Source organism: Stenotrophomonas sp. SrG (genome assembly GCF_050031795.1).
GTDB lineage: Bacteria > Pseudomonadota > Gammaproteobacteria > Xanthomonadales > Xanthomonadaceae > Stenotrophomonas > Stenotrophomonas rhizophila_A.
Genome location: NZ_JBNBBE010001105.1, coordinates 1 through 239 on the forward strand (window position 1 = coordinate 1; position 239 = coordinate 239).

The 239-nt window shown below is 66.5% G+C and carries 1 protein-coding gene; it reads right to left on the reverse strand.

The genetic code is table 11. The features are described 5' to 3' along the window. Positions 1 to 239: ThiF family adenylyltransferase (locus tag ACQG3P_RS22890; protein WP_426806329.1), on the reverse strand; the 239-nt coding region annotated here is incomplete at both ends.

Here is a 239-nt window from a genome sequence, read left to right on the forward strand (position 1 = left end):
ACCAGGGTCGGGTCGGTACGGCCACCGGCCGCGCCCACGGTGAGGATGGGCAGCTTGCGGCTGCGGCACCAGGCAATGGTTTCCACCTTGACCCGGAAGCTGTCGCAGGCGTCGATGACCAGGTCGAAGTCGCGGTCGGGCAGCTCGACCATGTTCGACACGGTCAGGAAGGAAGCAACCGCAACAACGCTGATGTCCGGGTTGGTCGCAACGCAGCGCGCGGCCATTGCCTCGGCCTT